Origin of the sequence: Halococcus sp. IIIV-5B, from assembly GCF_003602035.1 — an archaeon.
Classification (GTDB): domain Archaea; phylum Halobacteriota; class Halobacteria; order Halobacteriales; family Halococcaceae; genus Halococcus; species Halococcus salsus.
Window position 1 is genome coordinate 1 of record NZ_QZWE01000010.1, and the last position, 20,923, is coordinate 20,923.

The window sequence follows — 20,923 nt, forward strand, 5'->3', positions numbered from 1 at the left end:
CCCTCCCCCCGTTTTCACTGACTTCGACTTCTAGCTATCACTAGTAGAAGAGTAAGCAAAAATTGCTCATACCAACAAATTTATTACGATACTAATTTCTAAGGATTCGGATTATTCACCCGATTCAGTGTTTTCGATGACATGTAACGCTCAGACTGCGATGAGAGAGCAATAGCATCCTTCACCTCACCATATTTCAGTGAAAACGAGGGGTGGGGGACTCAGGTTGCGATAGACAAAGGGTGTACTTTCTGAGAACCAGTTCATTCGATAATTGTTAATGGATATCGTCGGACCACGACTCAACCTGCTGATTCAACCACTGCACCGTCTCGGTAAGAGGTCGACCATAGTAGCGATACTCATATCCTCCGTTTTCTTGCTTTCGCGACTGTCGGGCAGCGAGATTCGCATCACGAAGATTCGAGAGCCGTTTGTTGATATTGCTCTGGTCCTTCTCGGCTCTTTCAGCGAGCTCAAGTGTTGTTGCATATGGTATATCCAGCAGCGCGAGATAGACCTCCAAATCAGCGCCCTTGACGCCGAAAAACAGGCATAGCATTTCGCGCAGGTCGGGCCCTGAGTCGTCTATCACCTCCTCATACTCTGCGAGACGTAGAGCGGCGTCTCCGGCCTCGTCCTCCTGCTGATCGCGGTCGGGAACGGGACCAAAACACCCACCGGGCAGCTCCATATGTATTGATGGATGCATGAGGCGGCTTAGTTTTAACCTCCTACACCCCCGGCCTCGTCGATGAGACACCCTGCGTTATCGTTTACTCATGCGCATCGGTAGGCCGTCCTGGGTCTTCGTGGTGATCTCCGGTTCGATCGCAATATCGGTATCATCACCGGCCCAATCGAAGCGGTACTGCTGGCCAATTGTCGCGAGCACGAGCACTGCCTCTAAGCTCGCGAACTCCCGCCCGATACACGTTCGTCGCCCACCTCCGAACGGGATGTACGCGAATTCAGCCAGTTCCTCCTCCTCGAAATTGTCGGTCCATCGATCGGGCCGGAAGGATTTCGGGTCGTCGTAGTAGCGCTCGTCGCGATGAGCGGAGATGACCGAGATATGAACCTGCTCGTCGGCGGGTATCTGATACCCGTCAACATCGACGGGTCGGGTCGTCTGCCGGGGAATCGTGTGAACCGGCGGATACAGCCGTAGCGTCTCCTTCACGATTCGGTTGGTGAGCTCTAGATCATCCACGTCCTCGGCCGTAGGTGGGCGACCGTCGAGCACGTCGTCGAGTTCATCCTGAAACTCGCGGCGAATATCGGGGTTGATCGCGAGCTCGAACCATGCGAAACTGAGCGCTGCGGCGGTCGTTTCGTACCCAGCGAAGATCATGGTGAGCATCTGGTCCTCGACCTCGTCTTGGCTCAAATGGGCGTCTCCGGTGGCTTGCTGGGCTTGCTGTAACAACTCGATCAGTCCGGCGGGGCGACCGTCGTCGACCTCATTTCCAGTTTGCTTGCTCCCATATTTCTGCTCGGCGAGCAATCGCCTGACTTCCGTTCTGAGGCGGTCGGATGAGTCGTAGAACTGTTTGCGAGCCCATGTCGGTACCCAATGGGGCAAGAGCCAGGACGTCGGCACGAACCACTTATTGAGCCCGTCTGAGGCTTCTCGAAGTTCCTCACCCTCTCCCGGTAAAAGCTCGCGTCCAAACAAGGTCGCGAACAGGATTTCGAGGGTTAGGTCCTGCATCTCGGCCTCTATATCTCGGGTTTCGCCGTCCTTCCAGGTGTCGAGCCGGCGCTGGGTTGCCTCGACCATGTAGGGAGCGTAGCCCTTGATCCGTTCCCGGTGGAACATCGGCTGCATGACTCCGCGTTGTCGGCTCCACTGGTCACCTTCTGTCGAGAGCAGTCCGTTCCCGAACACTCGCTCAAAATCATCGGTCTTCGCAAACGCATCGATCTCTGTAACGAGAGCGCGTCTGAAATGGTCCGGTCGGGTGAGAGCGTAGACGTCGCGACCGGGTAGCTCCATCACGTAGACGTCACCCACCTCTGCTGTCGAATTCTCTACGAAATCGAACGGGCTGGTAGCGAATTGGGGGGCGTGGCCCACAAGTGGGTAGCCACTAGGAGCTGGTGGTGCGGGGGGTGTATCCGACATATACCACTCACGGGACACCAACCTGATAAAGCCATCTTCCTCCACCCAACCTGACGATATTTCTAACAATTGCCTATAACGTCAAAATTGGCAGACGGCAGTCTAATAATGAGGTATAAAATAGTTATCTAACTATTACAACTCGGCCGTTCCGCTAAAGTAGGTTGAAAACATTGCTACCAAAGTACGGATGCGGACACCCTGAAATCAAGAACAAAGCATCTTCATGAGACAAGTCACGAACCCACTCACCGGGGAACAATTCGACGTTCAGAACGGGATCAATACTCTTGTCGACAGTGACCGGCTCGACGTCCTCGTTGCAGCGAACGAACTGAGGCAACCGACCACGCCTCAGCAGATAGCAAATCATATCGACAAAACTCGCCAGAGCGTTTCAGACCATCTCCAAACCCTGCGGAAGCATGGGCTAATCACTCGCCACGAATCAGGCATCGAACGCACCGCTGGTGGTGTGCTACTTGCCGAATACGCCGATGAGTGTCTTGAAAATCTCTCTCGCGATCAGCTCTCATATCTCACCCGTTCGAATAACGGAGTCAACCACCGAATGAGCACGTTGGCTACAATTTGTGAAGGGGAATATCGAACAAGCGACCTCTCTGACGCTATCTCAACGACCCCCTCTCGGTCGACTGTCGGCCGTATTACGGAGAACTTCATCGAATTCGGTTGGTCGACCGAAGATGCCTCTGTTCATCGCCCCACTCCGAAGGCAAAAGAGGTCTTACTCGCCTATGATGAGCTCGCGAACGCCGTCGAGCAGATCGTGGCGAAAGCTAACTGGCTCCAGCGTCTCCCTCCGAAGGACGCTGCCGGACTACCCGTTCCTGCCCTCAAAAACGCGAGCGTGGTCGCTTCTGACTCGAACCGACCTGATCGAGTTCTCTGGAACGCTCTCAAATTATGCGACGTCAACATATCCCAGTTCCGATGTGTTTCCTCGATCTACAACCCGGTTCTGTTCGAGGTCTACAAACAAGTACTCGAATCCGGGGTTGACTCCGAATCTGTCCTCGATTGGTCTACCTATCAAGAAATCGAGGAAAAAGAGGAGGTTGATTACGCAGCTGACGCATCTCAATATGAGAATTACGAGCCCCGGTATCTCGACTTCGTTCACACTCTCGGTGTCGGGCTATACGATGATCGCAAGGCAGCAGTTGGAGCTTACAACGAACTGGGCGACGGCCAGCATATCGCGATGATCATAACTTCAGATGATGAGCTCGTGACTTGGGCGACGACGCTCTATGAAGAATATTGGGACTTAGCGATCCACGCTCTCGACGATCCGGAAAAACAATCGTCGTCGAGAAACTCCGGCTCTAACTGACTTCTTTGCTCTGTAGCTTCAACCTCGAAACCCCACTGTAGGGTGCGTCTGTAGCCCCTGCTCCGACCCAGCATTGAAAATTTGAAAATTACACTTTCCACACATATTACCACCGTCACCGGAGTTGGGAATAACCCGATTACTGGCAAATAGAGTCACGACAGAGGCCTATGAAGACGCAAACAGCCATCGTATCGTTTCTGGCTGTCCTTGCGGATAGCGGGAACGGAGGGGAGGAACTGGGGAGATCCTTCGAACCCGCTCGCCTCACGGCCTCTGGCATGACCTATCATGAACCAGAGCAAATCAGGGTACGCAGGAAGAGATTGTAAAACCTCGTCGTGTCGGCAGCTCACCCACCAAACCGGTGATTCAGCACACGGTATCCCTCGCGAACGGGGTGGACAATGAGCTCGGCGACAGCGCCTCCCTCAGAACCGCTCGCGAGGTACGACGACCATCAAAATCGCGACCACCTTGAAGCCGTCTTCAAGGAAAAAGGAAATATCGCCCACACCGCTGTCCACTTCGACATTTCCGAAACCACGGCCCGGCGGTGGCTCATCCGCTTCGACCTCTACGACCCCGAAACTCAGGGTGTGGGACAGACGGCACTCATGCTCGAAAGCATGAGCCTCGAAGACGCTGGCCTCTGACTGTTAGAACGGAAGTTTCCTCGCTGTAGTCTGACTGACGAACGTGACCACTATCGTCGCTGGCTTTTCGCCTCTCGAACCTCTGAGCCCTCGCGTAGCAAATCAGGACAATCGGGGCACACCCGAACTGTATCCATCTCAGTCGGGGCGAAAACCCGAACGTACTGCTGAGTAACGAACGCGCCACAATTTTCGCAATTCGGCATAATTTCATCCCTCACGCCTTCTACTTGAGAGTAGTGGCCTCACCCCCTCGACTCAAGTTCTGCTTCCCGGTGCTCTCCATGAGTCTTACCTAACAAAAAGACGACTCTCCGATTAGTCGTTTGGTAAGATAGCACGATCTCGTGGCGCTGTGCGGTGCTCGTTGCCTCCGAAACCAGCAACCCTTTCCGAAACATATCAACTGGCCACCACCTTTATTGATATAGGGATTGAAAGAAATATTGGCGTGTGACCGACTCTTGTGTGATTCCAGGCGACGGACACACCCCTTACTCCCGCGAACCGTTTCGTTGTTTGATAACTGACTGAGAGAATCCGTCTTCCCCACTCCAGCCGCGCTTAGGTCTGGAAAATCTTACCTAACATCTAATCTCGCTTTTGTTCTGATGTTAGGTAAGATTGTGTAGCCTCGCGGCGCTGCACGGGGTGAGGACACTTGGAGTTCAATTGACTATCCCGCTGCGAGACCTACTGTTCGACCGAGACGTGTTGTTTTTCCCACTGGCGACGAGCATCGATCTCCCGATCGCCTCGCTGAGTGAGAGCATAGGAGTTGGTTCGGTCGTCGATCTCACCCTTCGCTAAGAGCCCCTTGTCAACGAGCGTATTCAGATTAGGATAAAGCCGCCCGTGGTTGATCTCACCCGAATAGTCTTCCTCTAGTTCACTCTTGATCGCAAGCCCGTGAGGTGGTACGGAATCATCGTCGAGGCCGGCGGTGACGTACAACAGGTCCCGCTGGAAGCCTGTGAGGTCTTCCATCATAAGCGTCTGATAGGTCGGAATACTGGCTAATAAATAATTCGACCTCCACCCCCTCTAAGGGTTGTTGACCCCGGTTGTTAAGATAGTAACCATGAAACCATTGTCTAATGAAACGTTCCTCGCGAGCCGCGTTCCTCGGCGGAATGCTCGCCCTGATAGCCATCTGCGGAGCACTTGCGATCGCTTCTGGTGGGGTCGGTGCTCAGACCAGTTCTGGAAACAATAGCACTCCGGGTGGGATTCAGCAGGCTCACGAGAAAGCGCAGTTCGCCTTTGAAACGCCTGCCTATATCTCTGATAATCTCCCGTTTGGGACGGCGAACGTGCGGAACGTCGGCGTATCGACTGTCCGACTCTACTGGAATACAAGCAACCGCTCACAACGGCTCTCCATGCAAGCGTATCCGAGCCAGAACGCCACGCTGTTCCGAGGAAACAGCGGCATCTTAGACACCGAGAACGTCACTATCAATGGCCAGCTTGGGGACTATAGCGAACCCCAAACCCCGAATGGAACCGGGACGGTGACATTCGTGAGCGAGAGCAACGTCACGTATCTGGTGACCGGCACCTACGACCGTTCGACGCTGCTCCGGGTTGCTCGCTCGATCGGCCAGGAACGGAATAGTTCGGCGGCCTCAACGAGCGCCAACGTCACGAACACGACAGCACTCGAAAACACCCTCACGATCGAGAGCACGGGCGATGAACGGGTCTACTATAACGCGACAGCAAGCGAGAAGCTGCACCCTGCTGGCGGCGCTGATCTCGCTCAGAGTAATGCCTCCTCGCCAGACGTCGTAACCGACAGCACGGCCTCGGGCTCGACGGCGAAGCGCGGCGTCGACAACTACACTTTCGCGGGGAATCTCACCGCGCTCGATCTCCGAGGTGGACCGGCGAAAGTCCTCGTGAACGGCGAACAGGTCGACCCGGATTCGTTCGCGACCGCAACACCGACTGCTACATCAACACCGACCAGGACCTCGACGAGTGCAACGACCACGGTGACGGCCTCGACCACTCCCGAGAACTCGTCGATAGACCGGACACCGGTTGGGACGATCACCGAAGCTCAAACGGTAGCTGAGTCTGAAAACGGGAGTAGCGGAGGATCGAGTGGGTTCGGTCCCGGCTTCGGTATCCTCCCGGCGATGCTCGCTTTGGTAGCAATCGTTCTCGCGGTGGCTCGCCGGCGTTAGAGGTCGCGCGGCTGCACTGTCTTTCGGTCGTTCCCGTCAGCGCGACGAGCGGCGTCAGCGAGCAGGTCGGCAACCTCCTCGTCGAGTGCGTCGTAGAAATCCGCCGAGACGTTCATCTCCCCGAGTTCCTCCTTCACGGCCGACTGAACGATGTAATCTGACATCGCCAAGAAAACTCCTGCCGGGTACTTATATCCCACCGATAAAAAGCGCTGAAACGCCGATTGGTGGCCGATAGAGGCGAGTTATCTAGTCGGGTTCGACCTCATCTCTCCTACTCCTATTCTTCGATCAGTGGAGAGAGGGACTGAACTTTCACCGACTCGAGAAGCTGGCCACTATCACCCCCCTCCGTTCGAAGGTAAGCCTGATTCTCTGGTAGCTCACGGAGGTCTCTTTGAGTCACGTCCTTACTGTGCCGACCGACCAATCCTGCGGCCGTAGCCTCACTGACAGCGAATGTGAGGTGAGTGAGACACTGGCCAGTGACGACCTCCGGGTGAGCGAAATCAGTGGGAGAGCGGGCGGCGGCGACCGTCGACATATTGCTGTGTCGACTGAGCGATAGGAATTCTGCGATCCACCGATTCGTGGTTTCTAACCGGTCAAAATCAGCTGCTAAGAGATAATATGGGGCCGGATCCGAATCATCCGAAGCAAGCGCACGCTGTGTAACCCGGTATGCGGCGAGCGTGGCGGCGGTCGCGACGGATGCCTGTGAGAGTCCCGTTTCGTCATTATCGCTCGTGATCAGGATAATCTTACCCTGCTCGACTGCGTTCTCGACCGAAAACGTCGGGTCTGTAGCCGAAACTGCACGGCGTCTTCCATCATCTTCGACCCAATGCTGAAAGCGACCAAGTAGTGGCTCAACATCTCTGGTATCGAGATCGGGTGCTCCCTTCGTCGCATATTCCTTGATCCATTGGGCCCGTTCGTCGGAAAGGAAACTTGCCTCCTCTAATTCCCCTGTTGCTTCTACCAATGCTGCATAAATGTCCGCGAGAGTCACGTTGCGGCCGGTTTCCGCCAACCCACGAGCGATGTTTCGTACTGTTCGGCCCATCTTCGGTCCCCAATATTCCTGCCCTCCGGCAGTGAGAAGCGTCTCTACGTCGTCAGCAACTTCTTCAGCGGCGATCGCGAAGCGATGGGACTCCTCCTCTTTCCCTACGCCAAATCGGGAGTCCGTTGCACCCGTCTCTGAGAACGGTTTGATCTGAAGTTCAAGAGCGTTGAAGCTCTCAGAATCAGGGTCACTAAGGTTGACCTCGATTACATCGTCCTCACGATTACAACTGCGAGCAATCTCGCGGTACGAGCTCTCGCCTGTCTGGCTACCATCCTTCGGATCGTAGACGATCGCTCCGTAGCCGCGTGAGACGATCTGTTGAAACTGGCTCTGTAGTGCTGCGTTCCTCTCGCTCCGCTTTTCGCCTGTAATGAGGACATTCCGGCGATAGACGTCTGGATCAATACCGATTGCGGATTGCTTGCCCGACCCAGCAAAACCCACCCAATAGGCCGAACCGGGGGATTGGGTTCTCAACAGAGCACGCTGCTTTTCTTCGAATGGAGCACGCTCGGGGTCGAGGTCGACGCTTGAGAAATTGAATTGCGGGAGGTCCGTGGGAAATTCGCTCTCACGGTCGACGATTCGCTCCAAGACCGCCGCCCGAACCCGTTGATTGGCGTATTCTTTCCCTATCGTAATGCGACCGCGCTCGTCAGCTTCGTATGGTTCAATGCTGGCATCTCCGTCGAGTTCTATCTTCATCGGCATATGAAAATCCACAGACATACCATATAAAAACATCCGCCTCACCCCCATCCTATCCCATTTCTCCGGCGGTTTATATACTTCCGTTCTGCGTCTGACTGGTCGCGTTCATAGTGCTATTCGTTTCGTTGACGTAATCCAGAAGCTCATGGCCTGTCGCGACGATTTGCTGGAGGTTGTGAACCATGACGTCCACGAGTGCTTGTCCTGGTGCGTGACCACCGGGCGGGACGAACGCTATCCCACCGAACGAAAGCAGGAGGATTAGAATAGCACCTGGGACTCCCGCGAGAGCGGTTATGATGAGCGTGAGTGGAGTGATTTCGACGGTGAATCCTATCCAGTTCGCTAGCAAGAGAATGATGATTCCGCCGATTGCGTTCCCAACCAGCATCCGAATCGATCCGAGGATCTGGCTGGCAAACACTACCGCCACAACCGCGAGAACGATGAGCCCGATCGTGAAGACGTCGACCATATTTCCGTATGCTTCAATTGTATGAAAAACGCTATGGACACACCCCAACGAACTTACAATAACCTGTTGGCTCTATCACTGAACAGAAAGCGGACGATTCTCTAAATCTCGACGTCGCTGAGATCGACATCCACGCCTCGCTCATCGAGAATGAGCTTCGTGATCGCCTCGGGGTTGGCTGCGGCGAGTCGAACCATCGCCGTATTTGCCTCATAGGCTTTCAGCTTCCGAATGTTGTGCTCCTGCGTCAGCACGCGCTTCACCTCGAAATCGACCGAATCCTGGAACTCGTTAAGGTACTCCTCGGGAACGTGGATCGGGTGTTGCGGCGGTTGATTGTAGGGAACGTCCGGGGGGCTGTCGTCCTCGCTAGCGCTGCTGTCTGCTGATTGGCTTTCGCTCATGGTGGTGGTGTTGGACTCGGTAGTGGTTGGCGTCTCGTCGGGCGGTTCGGGTTCCGGTTCTTCCTCTGTTTCCGGTTCTTCGTCGTTCTCGTTCGCTCCATCGAATCGGCTCATTAGAACTGGACACCTCCTTGCTCGACGATTCTGGCGAGCTCGTCGAAATGCTCGATCTGGTCGTCCTCCGCGTCGTATTCTGCAAGCGGCACCCCCTCTTTCCATGCTCGCTTGATCGCGACTCGCTCACGCAGCCCTCCGTGTTGAAGTCGTGTTCCTTCGCTTTCGAGCACGTCTTTCCGAATAAACGAGGGAAGCTTGTCGTGGAAGTGTTCGTTTAGCTCCTCTATCACGCGCTTCACCTCGTTGTCGGACCCACAGCGATTCACAACAAGGGCGAGGATCTGCACGTCGCGATGTTGGCTCGCGTCGGCAATCTGACCCTCCATCAACCCCTGGAGGCCCCGTAGGCTCTCCTCTGCGGGTTCAACGGGGATGATCATGTTCTGCGTAGCCCAAATCGCGGCGTCCATGAACAGCGAATCCGACGATGCCTCGGTATCGATCAGAATGTAGTCGTATCGCTCTCCCAGCAGCGGCTCGACGATCTTATCCTCAAGATAGCGGAACGCCTGCCGGTCCTGATCGAGAAGGTTCTGTCTCGATCCGAGGTCGATATTCGACGGCATAACGTCGAACCACTCTGTCTCCACGATCACGTCGTCGAGTCCGACGTCCTCGAATTCCCCTTCGGCGAGCAGCTGGCCGAAGTGCGGGTCTTCATTGTAGGAGTCTTTCAGGCCGATCCCTTCGGTGAGATTCCCCGCTGGGTCGGTATCGAGCACGAGAACACGGTGTCCGCGTGCAGCGAGCCGGTCAGCGACGTTGATCGTGATGACCGTCTTCCCGACACCGCCCTTGTTATTCGCGACGGTCACCGCGCGTGGTTCAACTGCTGTTCCCCCATCCGTGACGAGAGCTCGTGATTGCTCGCGATCGCAGTACGTGGTTTGTGCCATAGGTTTGTAGATCGAACAGCGAGAGACGGCCTGTAGGGCTGTCCTCTCCTGCTCTCTACAATCCACATCCCACGCATCTCATATAAAGTTTAGGTACTCTACACAGTACGACGACTACGAGTCATAGAGCGACTGAAAACAGTCTACAGTGCTAAAACAGTTCAAACTATTCAGTGCCTATGGTGACTCTACTACCTAAACTAACTACCACCATCCGATCCCACAGATAACAGGGCTCAGAAACCACTCGAAGAATACACGATCGCCCGATTCAGAGCGCGACTCGGCTACTCTGCCGACTCCTACTCTGCTCTCAGAACAGAATCACGACCGAGAAATCCCGATCGAGTGGACTGGCCGCGTAAAGAGATAGTAGAAGAACAGGACGATCAGGACCACGCCGAACCCACCCACCCATATCGGAATGTTCGGGGCGATGCTCAGGGCGGCGATGAAGAACCCGAAGAATCCCGTGAGTGCCCGCATGAGTCGCCCTCGGAGCGTGTAGAGCTCCGCACCGCAACCTCGGCAGACACGAGCCTTCGGATCGAGAGGGGCGCGACAGGCTCGACAGACGTAATTCCCATCTCCGGTTTTCGCAAACCGTTCCTTCCGGCTCTTTGTCAAGAACCGGAGGAGTATCAGATCGCCGAGTTTCATTGTCATCCTTGTCTCTCCCGTTGGTACTTTTGTGTTGTTCTGGTTATCTAACCAGTCTCGTTTGTGCTTACTGCTTCTCTATTATCGTCAGCATTCTCAAACCACTGCCTGAGCTCGTCGCGCGACGGGAACACGAATTCCTTGAATTCCGCCGTTTGGGACGGGGTATCTGGAAACTCGTCACGGCGAGCAGTTACGAAAATGTGCGGCTCATCGATCGGGATCTGTTCTTCTGTGGGCGGGCACAGACCTGTCTCCCCCGTCCGACCGGGACAATTCCGACGGCAGGTTGTTCCGAGCTCCCAGCCCGAATCAGGATGGAAACCCGGTAGCTCCGGCCATATCTCACCTTCCGACGCATAGGATTGGATGAGCTCGGTGAGCGATTGTTCCGGTGGTGAATCGCCATTGAGCGAGGCCATTAGGCACCACCTCGACTCCCAAGGTCGGCGAGAATTCGGTCGGCACGACCCGTCGAAACGCCCTCGATCTCGAGCAAGTCCTCGCGAGCGATCCCTTCCAGGTCCTCGGGTGAACTGTAGCCTCGGTCGCGAAGGCGCTGCGCGACCGCCTCGCCGATCCCCTCGACGTCGACGAGCTCGCTACGGCGAGCGTTGCCACCGGGAATCTCGCGAACAGCGGGCGTCTTGAATCCGAGCATCCCCTCGCCTGCGTAGACCGTGATCTGCGGACGCTCGGAGCGCTCCATCTCCTCCAATTCATCGAGCGATATTTCGAGCGCATCAAGGATTTCAGCCGGGAAGCCGACCGAAAACGCCTCTCCTTCCTCGGCGGCGTTGGTTTTCGAGTAGATGGAATACTCGGGGTCGTGAACACCGGCGCTGCGTTCGTAGCCGACGGCCGGGATCAACCCGCCGAGATCGGCGGCTGCCTCGGGATGGTAACTCACCGAACGCGGATCGTCGGGAGACGCGAGCCCGGCCTCTCGAATCGCTCGCGTTGCTGTAAGCGTCACCATCCGACTCTGCCCGTCGTTGGTCACCTTTACCCTGGGGCGCGCGGTCTGCACCGCCTCCAGCTGGATAGACTCGCGACTCTCGTCGACGACGCGATCGGAGTCCTTCGGTAGCGCTGCGACAGGCACCTCGACCGTCTCGGCCGGAGCGATGGCGATCATCCGGTCCCCTGCGAATACGTCGAACAGTGGAAGCTCGTCGACGATCTCCGCGCCCTCCTCGGCGTCGACGTCCAAGCTCTCGGTGAGGTGATCGATCACTGCGTGGGGGATCGGGACCTCCAACCAGGACTCGTCCTCGCTCCCGACGACTGTCCTCGTGTTGCGGTCTTTGGGTGCGTCCTCGCCCGCTGCGGCTCCAAGTGCGGGGATGACGCCCAACTCCTCTAGTTCGTATGGTTTGAACTGTAGGGTAGCGCCCTTCCCGAGTCCGGCCGCTCGGATAGGGAGCGTGACATTGATCCGGTAGTCGTTCCCCCGCTCTCTGTAGCGGATTCTAGTCGTCTGGATATGTCGAATCGGCAGTGGCTCTTGCTGGTCCGTACTCATGGGTTCTTGTGGGTCGCGTTCTGCTTGTGCCATAGGTTGTCTCCGGGCTGCTGCCCGTGTTTCGACTATACAGCCAATAAAACTTAAGCTTTTGGTCTACGACTCGGCAGCTAGAATCGGAGCAGGTTGTAACGTTACTGCGTGGTCATAGAGCCGTCAGTGAGGTCTTCGACGAGGAAATCCTGACCGCACTCCGGGCACGAAAACTCCACCTCGAAGGTGAGGTTGCCGTCCATCCGGCGTATCGTTGCTCCTCCCTCGATCGATTCGGGGAGTGGATCGCGTCGTCGCACTCGACCCGATTCATTCTGTCCGAACATCGCGCCACAGTTGGGGCACGGGTCGTCGAGTTCAACGGGCGTCACGCGGTCGATCGTGGTGTTCGTATCCTCCCTTTCGTCAGTCGTGGAGTCGTCGTTTCGGGTCATAGGTTGTCTCCGGGGCGCTCCCCTGTACCACTACTAAACAGCCACAAGCAAATAAAACCACGGCTTAGAGATAGCTGGGCACCAATCGAACCAGCTCTTTTCGCGAATTTCTCTATACCAAATATATCTTTTCAGCGTCGATTCACTGCTGGATGGCAAACCGACTGAGACTCGACTGGCCGGAGAGCTCACCGGGGAATTGCTCATCACCCGCGACGTGTTTTCGGGCGAACTCCCGAGCGGTGGTGAGCGCGATCTCGAGGCCGCACTCGTCGGGCGTCTCGGCGATCACCTTTTTCTCGCTGCCGTGGGCGTGCTGCCAGGGGGCGACCCGCACATCCGAATTCCCGCTGCCGATCCACGTCCTGACTTCTAGGTAGGGGCACGAATCGACTGTGAGCTCGGGGAATCGGATACCACAGAGACGGTCGACGTCGGGTGCATCCACCTGCTGATACAGGATGATCGTCTCCCGACTGCCGATGCTGTAGCGGATGAGCTCGTATCCAGCGGGCGGCTGGAATCCTGTCTCGTTGATTCGCGGATGGGACCATTCGCTTCCGTGGCCTTCCATCCAGGCGATCGCGTCGTCGAATGCCATCCCAACGGCCTCCTTCCGCCGGTCGCGGTGATCGTCGTCGCTCTCAAAGCGATACTCGGCGATCTTCTCGCGGCCCCCAACTCCCGCCACTCGGTCGTCGGTGACGGTCGCGTACCCGGTCCCTACGCCGCCGAACAATCGGACGGCGAGCGGGCGTCCGTCATCATCCCGCCGCCAACAGTGGCCGTTCGTGGTATCATCCGGGTCATGCGTCCATCCGTTGACCTCGGCCGGTGGCTCTCGATCGTCGGGGAGAGGCGGCTTCGCGGGCATCTACCTCACCTCCTCGACGTGGATCGTGACGTCGCCCGTCTCATAGTCGGCCTCGACGAGTTCGACGTGATAGTTGGGGGAGTGGATCGCCGCCTCATAGGCGCACTGGCGAATATAGCCGTCGTAAGTCCACTGCGGCGGCCCGCGCTTGTGGGCGAGCAACCGCCCACGAACGATCTGGAGGTCCCAATATGGGACGGTTTTGAAGGGTAGGTGCTCCCCAGGGGTGATCGGGCCAGCGCCCCCGGCGGCGACCTCATACGGCTCATTGCTCCCAAACTGCCGTGCGGACGCAACGATCTCGCTGATCTCGTGCTGGCGATCGCCCGGAAGTGCACCCTCGGAATACCGCCGATCGGCGTGCTCCTCCGAGAACAGCACGTCCTCGTATGTCTCCGTACCGACGATCGCCTCGCCGCCTTCACGAGCGGCCTCCCGTTTGTACTCTGCCGCATCGCGCGCTGTTGCTATGACCATGCTCAATCCCTCCGGGCTCACTCCGTTTTTCGCGGCCCGAGGGTGAACCGCGCGACGTCGCCGTTGCGACTCTCGCGGTCCTTGATGACGATCCCCCGTTCTTCCAGCGATCGGGTGCTCACCTCGAACCTGTCGGCGTCCTCCTCGTCAACCTCGACATAGACCCGATGGGTGGTGAGCATCGCTTCGTCGGTTCCGGCCGCGTTCGACGTACAGTAGGAGTCGTGACTGGCCTTGACGTGAGTCGTCATGCTCGACGCGCGCAGCGCGTCAGCGACCTCCTCGACCGCCTCGTATGGACGTCGGTCGGCGGCTTTCGATTCCTGGCTACCGTCAGTCGTGGGGCCGTCGTTTCGTGCCATAGGTTGTCTCCGGGGCGCTTCCCCGTACCTCTACTAAACAGCCACAAGTGGATAAAGGATTCGGATTTTGGTTTCTGTGTTGGTGATCGGCTCCCGCTCTCGACCGGTGCCGCCACCGAGTCTTACCAAACATTAGAACGGGTTGCCGACAGAGTGTTTGGTAAGGTAAGCCGCTTAACCGAACGTGCCGAAGCCCGCGTTTTGAAGAATATCGTCGTCGCAACCGGGTGAGAATTCGAATTCCAGCATCCGGGCGGTCGCCTCGGCGAACCCACCGCGAACCGTCGTCGAGTCGGTGCCGGTCGGCATGGGAACCCGGTGCTGCTGCCAGGATTTATCCGGGATTTTGCCGTTGCCGATCGCGTTCTCGGGCGTCGAAATATCGAGGCTGTCGAGAAGCGGGTTCTCGGGGTCGTCTTCGACGGACTCGCGAATCGCACTGATGAGCTCCGGCGTGGTCCCGACACCGAGGCCATGCACCTCGACGTCGTACCCGGCGAGCTCGCGAAAGTCACGAATGTACTTCACTTGCCGCTCGCCGCTCATTCCGTTCATCCCTCCGAGTGCGAAGTGATCTACTTCGGGAAGGCAATCGAGACACCCCGGCTCGAACGGGGGCGCGATCGGCACGATCACCTCCGAATCGCACTTGTGGCGCTTGTATTTGGTGATGAACCACTCGTAAGCGTCGGTCGCCTGCACACCCTTACCGGCGGGGTCCTGCTCGGGCGGCCAATCCTTTCCGACCACATACTCAGCGTCGAGTTTGTGAGCCGCATCGAGCACGTCGTTGACGGCGTAGTATGAGTCACTGATCACCGAATCAACCATCACGGTGTCGGCGCTCTCGGCGACTCCCGGCCGGGCTTCGTTCGCCGCGACGAGTCGGTGCGGCCACGAATACCGGGGATTGATCCCGGCCACATAGACGTCGACGGGACACGCCTCGTGTAGCTGCTCGCGTGCCTCGATCTCGCGAGCGTAGCGAGCGGGGACCTCGATCGTCTCGCTGCTCTCCTCCTGGTCGGTCGCGATCTCTTGCGAGCTCGCACGCTCGGAGGTGGATTCTGAAAGTGCCATAGGTTTGCTTCGGGGTACCCTTCCGGGGCACCTCCGCATTTCTACTAAACAGCTATAGACAGATAAATGTCTCGGTCCTGACTCCGGTCTATTCGCGGCTCGGATGAGCGAGGAACGCGGTTCCGAGGGTTAGAACCGGGCCATTCCGAAGAACAGCCACACAGACCCGTGTTTGCCTTTCAGGTTGTTCTGCTCTCGGTATTTCTGCGCGGCTTGCGTCCCGCTGAGGCTGATCGCCCCGGCGGACTCTAGTTTGTCATCAACCCGGTCGTCGTGGTCAGCCATGAGCTTTCTCGCGTACTTCTCCTTATCGCGGTTCTTGTGCTCATCGGCGGGAATGACCCTATAGCCGTGCTTTTCGGCGACCGTTCCGGTGTACCCTTCCTGACCATGCAGCCGTTCGGCCTCCGCGACAGCCGCGTTAAACGCCTCGTCGACGTCGCTCCCGAACGCTTTGGTGTAGAACGAAACGGCACCCATCTCACACCACCTCCTCGACGCGGATCGTGACGTTGCCCGTCTCATAGTCGGCCTCGACGAATTCGACGTCGTACTCGTCGGACTTGGTTGCCGCGCGGTAGGTCCATTCGAGGCCGTATCCGTCGTTTTCGTACGAGGGCTCTCCGTAGCTATCCGATTCGATCTTGCCTCGAACCACCTTCGAGTCGTAAAACACGACCGAGAGGTACGGAGCGCTACCCGTCTCGATCGTGGCTTCCGTGCTCTGCGGCACCGCCACTCGTCGGGAGTCGTCGGCAACGAATTCTTTCGCCTTCTCGACCGCCCCCTCGATCACTCGCGTTCGGTTGCCCGTGCGAGCGTCGACGGGGACCACTCGCTCGGCGTGTTCCTCCGAGAACAGCACGTCCTCGTAAGTCTTCGTCCCGAGGATCGCGTCGACTTGGAGCGGCGCGTCTTTCATCGGATTGTCTTCGGCCGTTTCGTCGGTCGTGGGGTCGTCGTTTCGTGCCATAGGTTTTCTCCGGGATTCCCGTACCGGGGCTCCCTGCATTTCTACTAAACAGCTATAGACAGATAAAAACTTTGGAATGGTTAGCCGAGAAGCCGATTCATCGCCAGCGACACAACGATGAGGGCCGCCGTTCCGACGGCCCAGCGCACCGTATAGTCCGGCACATAGCCATCAATCAATCCGATTGACAGACGTGCTAAGAAGGGGATCTACTCCATCTCATCGCGGGGATCGACGTCGGGACCGAGGTCGGCACAATCCCAACAAAGCGGTTGCTCGGCGACCGAGTAGCGGTCTGTCTCGCCACCACACCGGCGACACTCGCTCATTCGTTTTCCCTCCGAGCGAGCCAGAGAGAGGGCCCACATCGGCATTCGGTGTATTCCTCGACGACGAGCCCGCCATCGAGCGGGGAATCATCCCTCAGCTTCGGGAGATACGACCCGACGACTGACGCCGAAAGGTTGCCGTCCTCGTCTGTTAGATCGGAGGCGCGTAAGTACCGATAGGCATTGCCGTGCGGGTCGTCGCTCATGAAGCGCCTGAGCGCGTTCTCGACGCGCTCGCGGTTGCTCTCGGTCTGGTCCGGGCTCATGGTCTGCTCGCCTCCTCGCGCCGCTCTCGGTCGGCTGTACGTAGCTCATCGAGACACGGCCCACAGATACGACCATTCTCGGGAACCACGTTGCCGCACTGCTCGTAACGGATACACGCTCCATCTGGCGCTGCCTCGCTCCCGCCGAACGTTGCGAGGTCCGACTGGTCCGCGCTCATGGGCTACCTCGTCTCCTGGTCGTCGACGTCACCACCCTGATCACGGTCGACGGTCACCGAACGTCTTTCGGCGAGTTCGAACGCGAGCATCCGGTCGCCGGCCCATACGGTCAACTCGGGCGGGTCCTCAGGGTCGATCGCGTCGACGTCGGGGAACTCATGGATGGCCTCAAGCGCTTCGCGGGGGATCACGAGCCGGAGTGTCCCTTGATTCGCACCTTCGCGACGGATGTTCCTCGCGAGCGGTTCGCGACGGCCGTCGATCGACTCCTCGCTCCCAAGCGCGGGGAGCACCCCGAGTTCGTCGACCTCGCTGGGCATGAACCGGAACGACCCGCCACTCTCGAGGCCAGCCGCTCGAATCGCCGGCGTGATCGATACCCGGAACGAGCTCGACGACTGCGACTCGTGTTGTCTGAGTGTTGCTGTCTGTACTTCTCGAATCGCGACGTCGCTCTCGTCTTCGGTCATGGGTTCCTGGGGTGCGTGTGCCATAGGTTTCTCCTGATAGCGGCTTTGAGGCGTCGAAACCACCGAACCTGTAGGCCCGCGCGCTGAGTTGAACAGCGCCGGCGATCGTCCGATTGCCGGCCACCACGGCACGGGTTGAACTGCAACGGTCGTGAACGGCGACCGGGGACTCGCTATTCGCTCTCGAACTCCCGAAGCTCGATCGACGTCCATCCATCGCGCATACACCGATAGGCGTCACCGTCGAGGATCACGACGTCACCGACCGACAGGCTCCGCTCCTGGGCCTCGACGAACGCTCGCGACTCCCGACCAACATCACGATTCCACCGTCTCCAGAGGTCCGACAGGTCGAGCACGTCGCCTTCACCGACGAAACGGAAATGCTCGATCAGGTCGCTCACCGAGAGCGTGGTATCTGTCGCGTCGTCTCGGAGTTCGCGAACACGATCGGGGGCGCCATCACCGAGATAGTAGATCCTGGCGGGTCGCCGGGCCTCCTCGACGTCGCCGAGTGCGTCCCGGTGTATGTCCTGGATCTCCTCCTCGTCGTCGCCGTACTCCGATGGTGGCACCGGGTCGTCGACGCGGTCGACCCGACCGTGACCGGGCACGTCGCTCGTATCGCCGGGTGTCTGTTTCATCGGTCGGCCTCCGTGCCGGCGTTGATGATCGCGACCCACCGGGCTCGCCCGGTCGCCTGCTCGTCCTGAATCGCGAAGCGCTGGGTCGCCAGGACCTCGCGCAGCGCTGCGGGTGCCTTGGGATTCCCCGGTTGGCCGACGATCAGCAGTTGATCGCGACCCGCGTCGTAGTCCGGTGTAAGCTCCGGGTGCTCGGCCTCGACGTACTCGCTGAGGTCGCGAACCGTGGTCGGACGGCGATCGGTGACGCTCATCGGCTCCCACCGTCCGCTGCGGCCGCTTTCTCGGCTTCGGCGCGTTCGTCGAGCACTCGCGAGAGGACGTCGTATTTCGCGGCTGTGTGCGCGACCTCCGCGAGGTAGGCGTCTCCGCGCTCGAATTCGTCCGGGTCTATCTCTCCGAGTGCCTTCTCGCCCTCGACAGTGAGCGCGATGATCGCCGCGTTCCGCTGCGGGCTTTCGACGTCACCGATCTCCTCGTGCTTGCCAACGGCCTCGTCACACTCTTTTTCGAGGTCGTACTCGGCTATCTGCGTCACACTGCCGATCGTCGCGTTCTCGACCGTCTCATGGCACTCATGGAGCATTTCGAGATACACATCGAGGTCGAACCCGTGAGCGATCATCGACTCTCACCGTCCTCTGTGGCCGTGAGACGGCTCTCGGGGAACGTGTAGGTCTGGAGGTCGGCGGCGTCAAGGTCGCCGCTCGCGACCTGCTGGGCGACGTCCTCGGCGTTGTCGACCGACGCGGTGTAGGTCGCTTCGATGACTCGGTCGTCGGCGGGGTGCTCGGGGTTGTGCTCGGCGACCGTCTGCTTGGTCGCGAGCACGCCGTAGTCCTCGGCGGGAATCTCGTGGACGTCGACCACGATAACCTCCTCGTCGCGGTCGCTGTCGATCCGCCGCTCGCCGATCTTGACTGTTTCGCCAGCGTCGTCGTGAAGCGCGACCGAGAGCGCTGCGACGACCGCGCTCGTGGTGGGGTTGTCCGGCACAGCACCCGTCGGATGCTGCTCGTCGTACGCCGTCAAGAACGTCTCAAGCCCCACTCTCGCGGCCTCCTTCTGGTCGTCATCGAGGCCCGCGACAGGGCCACAGTCGACGAGTTCCTGGGGGTCGATACCTCCGTCGTGCCGGCGGTTGCCGCCGGTGTGCTGCCCGGTTGCCATAGGTTTCCTCCGGGGGCACTCCCCCGACATAGCTACTTTGTAGCTATACAAACTTAATGGTTACGAACGAGAGATAACGGAACAGCCAATAGAAGACCGCTTACAGCGGTTTTCGGGCGTTGCTCGACAGTTCTGATGATGCTGAGTACTAATCGCCGTTCATAGACCTTGATTTCGCCGTCTCCGTGGTAATTGTAGATTGTGAAATTCTTCACCCCCTGTCAGCAACCACTAGGATACTGACAGGGGGAGGTAGATTTTTCCTATAGATTGGGCGAAGCCTCGCTCCCCTCTTTCACAGATTTGAGTAATGGCATCCCAGGAAGTCGAAAGTTACCTGCGAATGGGAGGGAATGAATCTGTATCCAGACGTGATGCGAATATCTGCAGTTGTAATTCGAACGGCCAATATCATCGATGATTATCTGTTGTTCTGGGTACTCTTAGCAGTCGGTACTGGACTTGCTGTTCCATCCCTACAGAGATTATCGTTTCTCTCAACACCGATCCTCGCCCTCATGATCGGTGCTGTGTCTCTTACACTCTCGCCGGAGAAAATTCGAGCAGTTCGCGGGCGGGCAGCCGGACTAATTCTCATTGTTCAGTCAGGAATGCCGTTCTTTGCATTCGGGATTGCATCTCTGCTCCACCTCCCTCCAGCCCTGACTATTGGGTTCGTGATCCTCGGGGCAGTGACCCCAGAATTAGTGACGCCTACGATGACCGAACTGAGCGGCGGAGATACCGCCCTCTCGACGGTCGTGCTTCTTCTCGTCGGGTTCGGTACACTGGTTTTCGTTCCCGGTATCGTCACACTGCTCTTCGGCAACTCAGCAGGAGTCGATCCACTTCCCATCGCCAAGCAACTCCTCCTCGCCGTAGTTATTCCGATGAGTCTAGCGCTTGTCGCTCGACACCGCTGGTCTACTCGGATCAAACAATACGATGACCTTTACCCATCAGTTTCGGGACTCATGGTAATTCTCATTATCGGAATCGTGACTGCAGGGAACGCTACAGTCATCCGTTCAGGCGGGTCTGTGCTCGTGATCGTCCTGAGTGGAGCTCTCGTTCTCAATTTTGGTGGGTACACTGTGGGATGGATTTCAAGCCGATCACTCGACCGAAACGAGCGAATCGCAGCAACACTTTCAGTCGGGATGCGTGACTTCGCGGTTGCAGCTGCCTTGCTCGTCGGTGCCGGATTCCCACCGGCCGCAACGCTTCCACCAGTGCTTTTTGGGGTCGTCGAGATGACGACGAGTGCCGCTCTCGCTCGGTGGTTCCGCAGAACCGAGTGAATCTTTCCAGCTCGTCTTGATGAGGACTCAGCTTCGTGGTTACTACGTCGTGAGGGGCGTTTCGCATATAGTGGCTGTTAAGAACCGACGCTGAAGATGAGTTGACACCGACTGAGAGACAAACCGACATCGGAGTCCAGTATGCAAAATCTGGATGGGCTTTAGAACCCGCGACC

27 protein-coding genes are annotated in these 20,923 nt (G+C 57.9%); 4 read left to right on the forward strand and 23 right to left on the reverse strand.

Annotated features, from left to right (window positions below; all coding sequences use genetic code 11):
• Positions 1-277: 277 nt before the first annotated feature.
• Positions 278-694, reverse strand: coding sequence for a helix-turn-helix domain-containing protein (locus D3261_RS08690; protein WP_158589366.1), 417 nt, complete (start codon positions 692-694; stop codon positions 278-280).
• A gap of 75 nt (positions 695-769) precedes the next feature.
• Positions 770-2,128, reverse strand: coding sequence for a cytochrome P450 (locus D3261_RS08695; protein ID WP_120071642.1), 1,359 nt, complete (start codon positions 2,126-2,128; stop codon positions 770-772).
• Between the two features lie 226 nt (positions 2,129-2,354).
• Here D3261_RS08695 and D3261_RS08700 point away from each other — a divergent pair, with 226 nt between their 5' ends.
• Positions 2,355-3,485, forward strand: a complete 1,131-nt coding sequence (locus tag D3261_RS08700) for an ArsR family transcriptional regulator (protein WP_120071479.1) — start codon at positions 2,355-2,357, stop codon at positions 3,483-3,485.
• A 407-nt stretch (positions 3,486-3,892) separates the two neighbouring features.
• A complete protein-coding gene (locus D3261_RS08705; protein ID WP_120071481.1) occupies positions 3,893-4,141 on the forward strand; it encodes a hypothetical protein in 249 nt (82 codons plus the stop codon).
• 693 nt (positions 4,142-4,834) lie between these two features.
• Here D3261_RS08705 and D3261_RS08710 read toward each other — a convergent pair.
• A complete protein-coding gene (locus tag D3261_RS08710) occupies positions 4,835-5,128 on the reverse strand; it encodes a PadR family transcriptional regulator (RefSeq protein WP_120071644.1) in 294 nt (97 codons plus the stop codon).
• A 110-nt stretch (positions 5,129-5,238) separates the two neighbouring features.
• On the opposite strand from D3261_RS08710, the gene D3261_RS20690 reads away from it, so the two are divergent.
• Positions 5,239-6,333, forward strand: coding sequence for a hypothetical protein (locus D3261_RS20690; protein WP_233553943.1), 1,095 nt, complete (start codon positions 5,239-5,241; stop codon positions 6,331-6,333).
• On the opposite strand, the gene D3261_RS08720 is transcribed toward D3261_RS20690, so the two are convergent.
• From D3261_RS08720 to D3261_RS08815, 20 genes are all read right to left on the reverse strand, one after another.
• Positions 6,330-6,497 carry a DUF1931 domain-containing protein gene (locus tag D3261_RS08720; RefSeq protein WP_120071485.1) on the reverse strand — a complete coding sequence of 56 codons (168 nt, stop codon included), beginning with the start codon at positions 6,495-6,497 and terminating at the stop codon, positions 6,330-6,332. The genes D3261_RS20690 and D3261_RS08720 overlap by 4 nt on opposite strands.
• Before the next feature lie 116 nt (positions 6,498-6,613).
• Positions 6,614-8,164 (reverse strand): hypothetical protein, encoded by a 1,551-nt coding sequence (locus D3261_RS08725; protein WP_120071487.1) that lies wholly within the window; start codon positions 8,162-8,164, stop codon positions 6,614-6,616.
• Positions 8,165-8,186: 22 nt separating this feature from the next.
• The gene (locus tag D3261_RS08730) at positions 8,187-8,591 is read right to left on the reverse strand and encodes a pro-sigmaK processing inhibitor BofA family protein (protein ID WP_120071489.1); all 405 of its coding nucleotides are present in this window, start codon (positions 8,589-8,591) and stop codon (positions 8,187-8,189) included.
• 101 nt (positions 8,592-8,692) lie between these two features.
• Positions 8,693-9,109, reverse strand: a complete 417-nt coding sequence (locus D3261_RS08735; protein ID WP_120071491.1) for a hypothetical protein — start codon at positions 9,107-9,109, stop codon at positions 8,693-8,695.
• Positions 9,109-10,008, reverse strand: coding sequence for a ParA family protein (locus D3261_RS08740; RefSeq protein WP_120071493.1), 900 nt, complete (start codon positions 10,006-10,008; stop codon positions 9,109-9,111). The genes D3261_RS08735 and D3261_RS08740 overlap by 1 nt, the downstream gene beginning before the upstream one ends.
• 324 nt (positions 10,009-10,332) lie before the next feature.
• Positions 10,333-10,668: a hypothetical protein gene (locus D3261_RS19710; RefSeq protein WP_147464941.1), complete on the reverse strand. Its 336-nt coding sequence runs from the start codon at positions 10,666-10,668 to the stop codon at positions 10,333-10,335.
• A gap of 421 nt (positions 10,669-11,089) precedes the next feature.
• Positions 11,090-12,193 (reverse strand): helix-hairpin-helix domain-containing protein, encoded by a 1,104-nt coding sequence (locus D3261_RS08750; protein WP_158589367.1) that lies wholly within the window; start codon positions 12,191-12,193, stop codon positions 11,090-11,092.
• A 134-nt stretch (positions 12,194-12,327) separates the two neighbouring features.
• The gene (locus D3261_RS08755) at positions 12,328-12,621 is read right to left on the reverse strand and encodes a hypothetical protein (protein ID WP_120071498.1); all 294 of its coding nucleotides are present in this window, start codon (positions 12,619-12,621) and stop codon (positions 12,328-12,330) included.
• A 142-nt stretch (positions 12,622-12,763) separates the two neighbouring features.
• Positions 12,764-13,495 carry a hypothetical protein gene (locus D3261_RS08760; protein WP_120071500.1) on the reverse strand — a complete coding sequence of 244 codons (732 nt, stop codon included), beginning with the start codon at positions 13,493-13,495 and terminating at the stop codon, positions 12,764-12,766.
• Positions 13,496-13,972, reverse strand: a complete 477-nt coding sequence (locus D3261_RS08765; protein WP_120071502.1) for a hypothetical protein — start codon at positions 13,970-13,972, stop codon at positions 13,496-13,498. It abuts the gene before it with no gap.
• A 17-nt stretch (positions 13,973-13,989) separates the two neighbouring features.
• Complete coding sequence (locus tag D3261_RS08770; protein WP_120071504.1) at positions 13,990-14,334, reverse strand: hypothetical protein; 345 nt, start codon at positions 14,332-14,334, stop codon at positions 13,990-13,992.
• A 174-nt stretch (positions 14,335-14,508) separates the two neighbouring features.
• On the reverse strand, positions 14,509-15,414 hold the full coding sequence (locus tag D3261_RS08775) for a hypothetical protein (RefSeq protein ID WP_120071506.1): 906 nt from the start codon (positions 15,412-15,414) through the stop codon (positions 14,509-14,511).
• A gap of 129 nt (positions 15,415-15,543) precedes the next feature.
• Positions 15,544-15,894, reverse strand: coding sequence for a hypothetical protein (locus tag D3261_RS08780; RefSeq protein WP_120071508.1), 351 nt, complete (start codon positions 15,892-15,894; stop codon positions 15,544-15,546).
• Position 15,895: 1 nt separating this feature from the next.
• Positions 15,896-16,387 (reverse strand): hypothetical protein, encoded by a 492-nt coding sequence (locus D3261_RS08785; RefSeq protein ID WP_233553944.1) that lies wholly within the window; start codon positions 16,385-16,387, stop codon positions 15,896-15,898.
• A 325-nt stretch (positions 16,388-16,712) separates the two neighbouring features.
• Positions 16,713-16,982: a hypothetical protein gene (locus tag D3261_RS08790; protein WP_120071510.1), complete on the reverse strand. Its 270-nt coding sequence runs from the start codon at positions 16,980-16,982 to the stop codon at positions 16,713-16,715.
• A gap of 182 nt (positions 16,983-17,164) precedes the next feature.
• On the reverse strand, positions 17,165-17,656 hold the full coding sequence (locus D3261_RS08795) for a hypothetical protein (protein ID WP_233553945.1): 492 nt from the start codon (positions 17,654-17,656) through the stop codon (positions 17,165-17,167).
• Between the two features lie 149 nt (positions 17,657-17,805).
• Positions 17,806-18,276, reverse strand: a complete 471-nt coding sequence (locus D3261_RS08800; protein WP_120071512.1) for a hypothetical protein — start codon at positions 18,274-18,276, stop codon at positions 17,806-17,808.
• A complete protein-coding gene (locus tag D3261_RS08805; RefSeq protein ID WP_120071513.1) occupies positions 18,273-18,530 on the reverse strand; it encodes a hypothetical protein in 258 nt (85 codons plus the stop codon). The genes D3261_RS08800 and D3261_RS08805 overlap by 4 nt, the downstream gene beginning before the upstream one ends.
• Positions 18,527-18,901 carry a hypothetical protein gene (locus D3261_RS08810; RefSeq protein WP_120071515.1) on the reverse strand — a complete coding sequence of 125 codons (375 nt, stop codon included), beginning with the start codon at positions 18,899-18,901 and terminating at the stop codon, positions 18,527-18,529. Before D3261_RS08810 ends, D3261_RS08805 begins: the two co-directional genes overlap by 4 nt.
• Positions 18,898-19,446: a hypothetical protein gene (locus tag D3261_RS08815; RefSeq protein ID WP_120071517.1), complete on the reverse strand. Its 549-nt coding sequence runs from the start codon at positions 19,444-19,446 to the stop codon at positions 18,898-18,900. The genes D3261_RS08810 and D3261_RS08815 overlap by 4 nt, the downstream gene beginning before the upstream one ends.
• A 353-nt stretch (positions 19,447-19,799) precedes the next feature.
• Here D3261_RS08815 and D3261_RS08820 point away from each other — a divergent pair, with 353 nt between their 5' ends.
• Entirely contained in the window at positions 19,800-20,747 is a 948-nt protein-coding gene (locus D3261_RS08820) for a bile acid:sodium symporter family protein (protein ID WP_233553946.1), read from the forward strand.
• Positions 20,748-20,923 lie beyond the last annotated feature (176 nt).